Raw genomic sequence first — 6,362 nt, forward strand, 5'->3', positions numbered from 1 at the left:
CCAGCAGCACGATCAGCAGGCCGTAGATCACGCACAGGCCCATGGCCTGGGCCCAGGTGGTGTGCGGGACGACCAGGGCCGAGACCGCGCCGGAGCCTCGGCGGAGCGCCGGGCGGCCTCCTGCGCCTCGCGCTGCTGCTGTTCCGCGCGGGCGAGCCTGCCCTCGGCGGTCCGGGCGCGTTCCTCGCTCCGGCCGAGCGCGCTCTCGGCGTCCGCTGCCCGGGCGACGGCCCCGGCCCTGCCGCGGGCGAGCACGGCCGCGGCCACGGCGGCGACCAGCGCCAGGACGATCAGCGCGATCTGCGTCATCGAAGTCCTCGGGGGTGCTTGCGGGTTGGAGCGGGTGGTACGGCGGGGCCGGACGCCTGCGACGGGGCCGCGCTGTTACGGCGGGGCCGGGCGGGGTCAGTTCCGGACGGTGCCCGGGCGCTGAGCACGGGCTCCGTCCTCGGCGAGCTCCCGGGCCACCAGGGCGACCTGGCCCAGCGCCTCCAGGGCGCCCGGGGCCGGGGTGCCGTCCAGGTGCCGGTACTCGGCCGCGACGGTGAGCACCAGCCGCTCGGGCAGCCCGAGTTCGGGGTGGCGCTGTTCGGCGATCACCCGCCGGGCGGCGTCCAGCGCGGGTATCCCGGCGGCGTGCAGGGCGTGGGCGCGGTCGCGGACGTAGGCGAGGTAGCCGATGTGCTCCCGGACGCCGTCCCGGTCGAGCACCGGGCCGTGGCCGGGCACGAAGACCTCCGCGCCGGTGGCCAGGGCCTGCTCGCAGGCGCCGATGACGTTCTCCAGCGGTCCGGCCCAGTGCGAGGGGTGGTCGCCGGGCTGCGCGGGAGTCGAGGAGAAGATCACGTCACCGGTGAACACCGCGCGCTGGTGCGGGAGGTGGACGAGAAGGTCGCCGCCGGTGTGGGCGGCGGGCAGGCTGGTGATCCGCACCGGGTGGCGGCCGACGGTCAGTTCCAGCTCGCCGGTGAAGACGGTGTCGGGGCGCACCGGCTCGGTCTCGGACCAGTCGAACTGCCCGAAGTGCTCCTTCAGGTAGCCGCCGAGCGGCGAGTGCGGGTCGCTGTTGGCGACCAGCGCGTGCTGCTGCTGCGGGGTGGGCTCCCAGTGGATGTGCTCCAGCGCCTCGCGGGTGGCGATCACCTCGGCGTCCGGCAGTACCCCGGCGCCCCACAGGTGGTCCCCGTTGGCGTGGGTGACGACCACCCGGTCGATCCCGACCCCGTCCGGCAGCAGCCGCCGGCTCGCGGCGAGGAACTCCTGGGCCATCGAGGGGTCGTACGGCGTGTCGATCCAGAGCGCGGTGGTCTCCGAGGCCAGCAGCCCGCAGTTGGCCAGGCCCCAGCCCCGCTTGGGCGGGAGCCACACGTACAGGTCCTCGGCAATCGCGCTCACGTTCGCACGGCTGATCGTCATGTGCGCGATTATGCCCATGCGGTGACAGGAGTGGAGCAAAACTATTACGGTTCAAGCCACTTCGCGCCCGAAGAAGGCCGATCCGTCCCGGTTCCTCCCGCGTGGTCTGGACCACATCTGGCCGAAGTGCTCCCCGACACCCGACCCCGGTACCGACGCCCGACGCCCGACGCCCGACGCCCGGCACCCGGTGCCCCGGCGTCAGATCCCCTGCGCGGACGCCGGATTCAGCCGCTTGATCGCCTTGCGCTCCCCCGCGCAGCGCTCGTACCCCAGCCACCGGTTGATCGCCAGCATCGGCCCGTTGGTGGTGTCGTTGCTGGTGTACGCGTAACGGTAGCCCGCCAGCGCCGCGAGCCGCAGGGACTCCAGCTTGGCCGGCTTGGTCAGCCCCCGGCCGCGGAAGTCCCGGCGGCAGGCGGTGAACGCGGACCAGTAGCGGTCCACCCCGTCGGTCTGCGCCATGCTGAAGGCGGCCGGCACGCCGTCCACCACGGCGACGACGCTCAGCGCCCGGTCCCGGTCCGGCCTCGTCCAGTCGGCGCGCAGCCAGTCCTCGTACTCGTAGGCGTCCATCGGCACCTCGCTGCCGGGCTCGTCCAGGACGGCGTCCGCCTCGACCAGGAACAGCGGGTGCGGGTCGTCCGCCCAGTCCGAGGCCGGGCGCAGCTCGACACCCGGCGGCAGGACCGGCGCGGGCGGCAGCGGCAGCGCCAGGTCCCGTCCGGCGAACTGCATGGTGCGCCCGAGCCGGTAGCCCCGGGCGGTGGCGAAGGCCAGCGAGGCGGGCTCGTCGTCCATCCAGGTGTGCAGCTCCGCCACCCCGTGCCCGGCCAGGTGCCGCTCGGCCGCGGACAGCAGGGCGGTGGCCGCACCGCGCCGCCGGAACGCCGGCAGCACGCTGCCGTTGGCGTAGCCGACCCCCTCGGTCGTCGTCCCGAGCACCACCCCGCAGCGCACCGCCCCGATCACCTCGCCGGCCAGCTCGGCGACGAAGGTGCGGAAGTGCTCCTCGGGGCTGGGCTGGGCGTTCAGCCAGACCAGGGCCTCGGCGGAGAGCACCAGGTGCTCGCGCCCGGCCCGGTGCGCCGCGACCACGGCCCCCGCGTCGTCGGGGCGGAAGTCACGGATCGTCAAGGAATCAGAAGGAGTCATGGATTCCCACGCTAGCCGCGCCCGCCCGCCCGGCGCCTCCGGTTTTCCGGCAGGCCGGGCACGGCACTCGCGGACGCCGACCCGGACTCGGGTCCGGGCTCGGGCTCGGGCTCGGGACCAAAGTCCCTGATCGTCGGAGCGGCATGCTCAAATAATGCTCTGAGAAGACCGGGTGAGGCTTGGCAGCAACCCCACCCGGGGACATTCTCAGCAGCACGGCCGCGCGGTTCCGGCGACGACGCCCACACCGGTCGACGGCCCTTCCACCCGGCCTCCGAAGGGGGCGAACCGATGACTTCTCCTGCCCTGGGCGCCAAGCCCCGCGCCACCACCCGCCCCACCGGCACGCCCCGCCTGGGCGTCGGCCTCGGCTGGCGCAGCGAGATCGACACCGTCGTCGAGCGCCAGCCCGGCCTGGACTGGGTCGAGGTGGTCGCCGAGAACATCTGCGCCGACCACCTGCCCGACTCCCTGACCGTACTGCGCGAACGCGGCGTCACCGTCGTCCCGCACGGCGTCGGACTCGGCCTCGGCGGCGCCGACCTGCCCGACCCCGACCGCCTCGACCGGCTGGCCGGGGTCGCGACGGCGCTCGGCTCCCCGCTGGTCACCGAGCACCTGGCGTTCGTCCGGGCCGGCGGCCTGGAGGCCGGCCACCTGCTGCCCGTCCCCCGCACCCGGGACTCGCTGCGGGTGATCGCCGAGAACGTCCGGATCGCCCGGGACCGGCTGCCGGTGCCGCTCGCCCTGGAGAACGTCGCCGCCCAGCTCGCCTGGCCGGACGACGAGTTCACCGAGGGCCAGTTCCTCGCCGAGCTGGTCGAACGCACCGGCGTCCGGCTGCTGATCGACGTCGCCAACCTCCACACCAACCGGGTCAACCTCGGCATCGACCCGGCCGCCGAACTCGACCGCCTGCCGTTGGAGGCGATCGCCTACGTCCACGTCGCGGGCGGCACCATGGTCGACGGCGTCTGGCACGACACCCACGCCCACCCCGTCACCGAACCGGTGCTGGAGGTGCTCGCCGAACTGTGCGCGCGGGTCGACCCGCCCGGGGTCCTGCTGGAGCGGGACGCCGACTTCCCGCCGCCCAGCGAGCTGGCCGGCGAACTGGACGCCGTCCGCCGGGTGCTGGAGGGGAGCACCCGGTGACGACCGACACCACGGCGCGGGAGAACGCCGGTCAGGGCACCGCCGACCAGGACCTCGCGGCCGCCCGGCGGCGCCTGGCCCGGCGGCAGGAGGAACTGCTGGCCGCCCTGGTGGCCGGCGGGCCCGTCCCGCCCGGCTTCGACGAGCGCCAGGTCCGCGCCCAGTCCGTCGGCCTGGCCGCCAAGCGGCGGGACACCGCCGCCAAGGTGGCCCCCGACCTGCCCCGCGCGCTCGGCGCGCAGTACGGGCCGCTCTTCCTCGGCTACGCCCGCTCCCACCCGCAGACCGGCGGCTACCGCGCCGACGCCCGGGCCTTCGCCGAGTGGGTGCTCACCGACGGCGGGCCGCTCGCCGCCGACCGCCGCCGGGCCCTGGAGCAGTGGCTCCACCCGGCACCCGTAAGGCCTCCGGGCCCGCTCGCACGCCTGCGCCGGGCCCTGCGCCGCTGACCACGGCCCGCCGACGGACGACCGACGGGCCACCGACAGCCCGCCGACGGACCTGCCGGCGCCACCGACCTCGACGAACCATCACCACCCCGGGGGACCGCCCATGTGGCACAACAGCTACTTCATCGTCCCGGCCGTCCTGCTGGCGGCCGCCGCGATCCACGCCTCCCGGACCCGCCAACGCATCGGCCGGGTCCGGTACGCCAAGGGCCTGCCCGGCCGCGGCCTGCCGCTGCTCGACACCGCGTTCCTGTCCGGCGGGCCGGGGCGGGTGTTCGACACCGCCCTGGTCCGGATGCACATGAGCGAGCAGGCCGTGGTCAGCCGCTCCGGCCTGGTCACCCTCACCGGCGGCAAGCCGTACGACGCCGTCGACAAGGCCGTCCAGGACGCCGTCGGCCCGACCGGGAGCCGCCAACTCGGCTCGCTGCGCCCCGCCGTGATGCGCTCCGCCGCCGTCCAGGAGATCGGCGACCGGCTCGCCGACCGCGGCCTGCTGCGCCGCCCCGAGCGACTGCGCCGGGCCCGCACCGCCCGCCGACTGCTCTGGCTCGCGATGCTCGTCGTGGTGGCCTCCGCGGTGGCCGCCGAGCTGCTGGACGACGGCGTCCCCGGCCGCGAGCGCCCGAACCTCTGGGTGCCGGGCATCCTGCTGCTGGTGGGCCTCGTCACGCTGCTCGCCACCCCGCCGGTGAAGAGCCGGATCACCCCGGCCGGGGAGCGTCAGCTCTCCCTGATGCAGGGCCGGCCGTGGACGCCCAACGCGGGGATGCCGCCCCGGCTGGCCGGCGGTGCGCTGCTGGGCGCGCTCGCGCTCGGCGGCCTGGCCGCCGCGGGGATGGACGACCAGGAGCTGCAGGCCGCGATGCTGGCCGCCTCCACCGAGGACGAGGCCGTCCGGCAGGCCGCCGCCGCGAACGCCTCGGGCGCGTCCTCGTCCTCCTCATCGTCCTCGTCCTCCTCCTGCTCCTCCGGTTCGGACGGCGGCTCGGCCGCCTGGTGCGGCTCCTCCGACTCCGGTTCCTCCGGCTCGTCGGGCTGCGGCTCGTCCACCTCCGGCTGCGGTTCCTCCTCGTCGAGCTGCGGTTCCTCGTCCTCCTCCAGCTGCGGTTCCTCCTCGTCGAGCTGCGGCTCCTCGTCCTCCTCCAGCTGCGGATCGAGCTGCGGCGGCGGCTGCGGCTCCTGAGGCACCCCGGCGGGCCCGCACGGGGCGGAACGCCTGCCACCCGGCCGCCCGCCGGGCCGCGGCGGCGGATCCCGGCCCCGGCGGCCCGCCCGCCGGACGTCACAGTTCGGTATCGCGAACCGGGAAGACGTTCCGCCCGCCGTCGGCGCAGGCATACAACAAGCCCATGTGGTTGCTGTTCCTCATACCGGCCTGTGTCGCGGCGGTCCTGTCCTGCGCCCGGTTGGTCCGGATGACCGCCACCGCCGACGCCCTCGCCGACCGGAACGGCCTGCGGCCCCCCGAAGCCGTCGGCATCGGCCTGTACGAGACCGCCTACCTGGCCGGCGGCCCGGACCGGGTCGTCGAACTCGCCCTCGTCCTGATGGCCGGCCGCGGCCGGCTGCACCTCGCGCACACCGGCTGGACCACCGTCGTCGACCCCAAGGGCCGTAGCCGCCTGGAACGGGCGGTCATCGCCACCGTCGGCCCCGAGGTCCAGTGCCCGACCGACGAACTGCGCCGGGCGATGGCCGAGCACCCCACCGTGCTGGAGATCGGCGCCCGGCTCGCGCTGGCCGGCCTGGCCACCCCGGCCCTGGTGCAGCGCAACACCGTGGTGGTGATCCGGCAGGTCCGGCACGCGCTGCTGCTGACGGTGGTCCTGCTGGCCGCGTCGCTGGCCCTCGGCGGCTTCACCGGCGGTGACACCCTCGCCCCGCTCGCCTGGTTCTCGCTGCCGCTGGTGCTCACCTCGGGCACCCTGCTGATGGCCCGGGTCGACGTCTACCCGTACACCCGATGGGCCTCCCCGATCGGCCAGGAGGTGCTGCGCGAGGTCCGCCCGGCCCGCCAGCGCGGCCTGGCCGACGACGAGGAGCGCGAACTGCTCACCGCCGTCGCCATGAACGGCGCGGCCGCCCTGCCCGACGCCCGGCTCCGCGCCGCCCTGCGCCCGCACCGGTCCTGCTCCGCCACCGGCACGCCCGCGGCCGCGGCGTCCGCCTCCAGGACGTCGAAGC

The 6,362-nt window shown here is 75.5% G+C and carries 5 protein-coding genes and 1 pseudogene; 3 read left to right on the forward strand and 3 right to left on the reverse strand.

From position 1 onward, the window contains the following. Window positions 1-27 precede the first annotated feature (27 nt). The 3 genes from AB0E96_RS36875 to AB0E96_RS36885 form a co-directional block, all read right to left on the reverse strand. Window positions 28-309 carry a hypothetical protein gene (locus AB0E96_RS36875; protein ID WP_359830516.1) on the reverse strand — a complete coding sequence of 94 codons (282 nt, stop codon included), beginning with the start codon at window positions 307-309 and terminating at the stop codon, window positions 28-30. Window positions 310-405: 96 nt separating this feature from the next. Beyond that, window positions 406-1,416 (reverse strand): MBL fold metallo-hydrolase, encoded by a 1,011-nt coding sequence (locus AB0E96_RS36880; RefSeq protein ID WP_359830518.1) that lies wholly within the window; start codon window positions 1,414-1,416, stop codon window positions 406-408. A 201-nt stretch (window positions 1,417-1,617) separates the two neighbouring features. Further along, window positions 1,618-2,571 carry a GNAT family N-acetyltransferase gene (locus tag AB0E96_RS36885; RefSeq protein WP_359830520.1) on the reverse strand — a complete coding sequence of 318 codons (954 nt, stop codon included), beginning with the start codon at window positions 2,569-2,571 and terminating at the stop codon, window positions 1,618-1,620. A 291-nt stretch (window positions 2,572-2,862) separates the two neighbouring features. Here AB0E96_RS36885 and AB0E96_RS36890 point away from each other — a divergent pair. From AB0E96_RS36890 to AB0E96_RS36900, 3 genes and pseudogenes are all read left to right on the forward strand, one after another. Continuing rightward, window positions 2,863-4,175: pseudogene (locus AB0E96_RS36890) on the forward strand (DUF692 domain-containing protein). Window positions 4,176-4,278: 103 nt separating this feature from the next. Beyond that, complete coding sequence (locus AB0E96_RS36895; protein WP_359830522.1) at window positions 4,279-5,361, forward strand: TIGR04222 domain-containing membrane protein; 1,083 nt, start codon at window positions 4,279-4,281, stop codon at window positions 5,359-5,361. A gap of 166 nt (window positions 5,362-5,527) precedes the next feature. Then, the coding region (locus tag AB0E96_RS36900) for a TIGR04222 domain-containing membrane protein (protein ID WP_359830524.1) at window positions 5,528-6,362 on the forward strand (835 nt) is incomplete at its 3' end.

Source organism: Kitasatospora sp. NPDC036755 (assembly GCF_040636595.1).
Lineage (GTDB): Bacteria > Actinomycetota > Actinomycetes > Streptomycetales > Streptomycetaceae > Kitasatospora.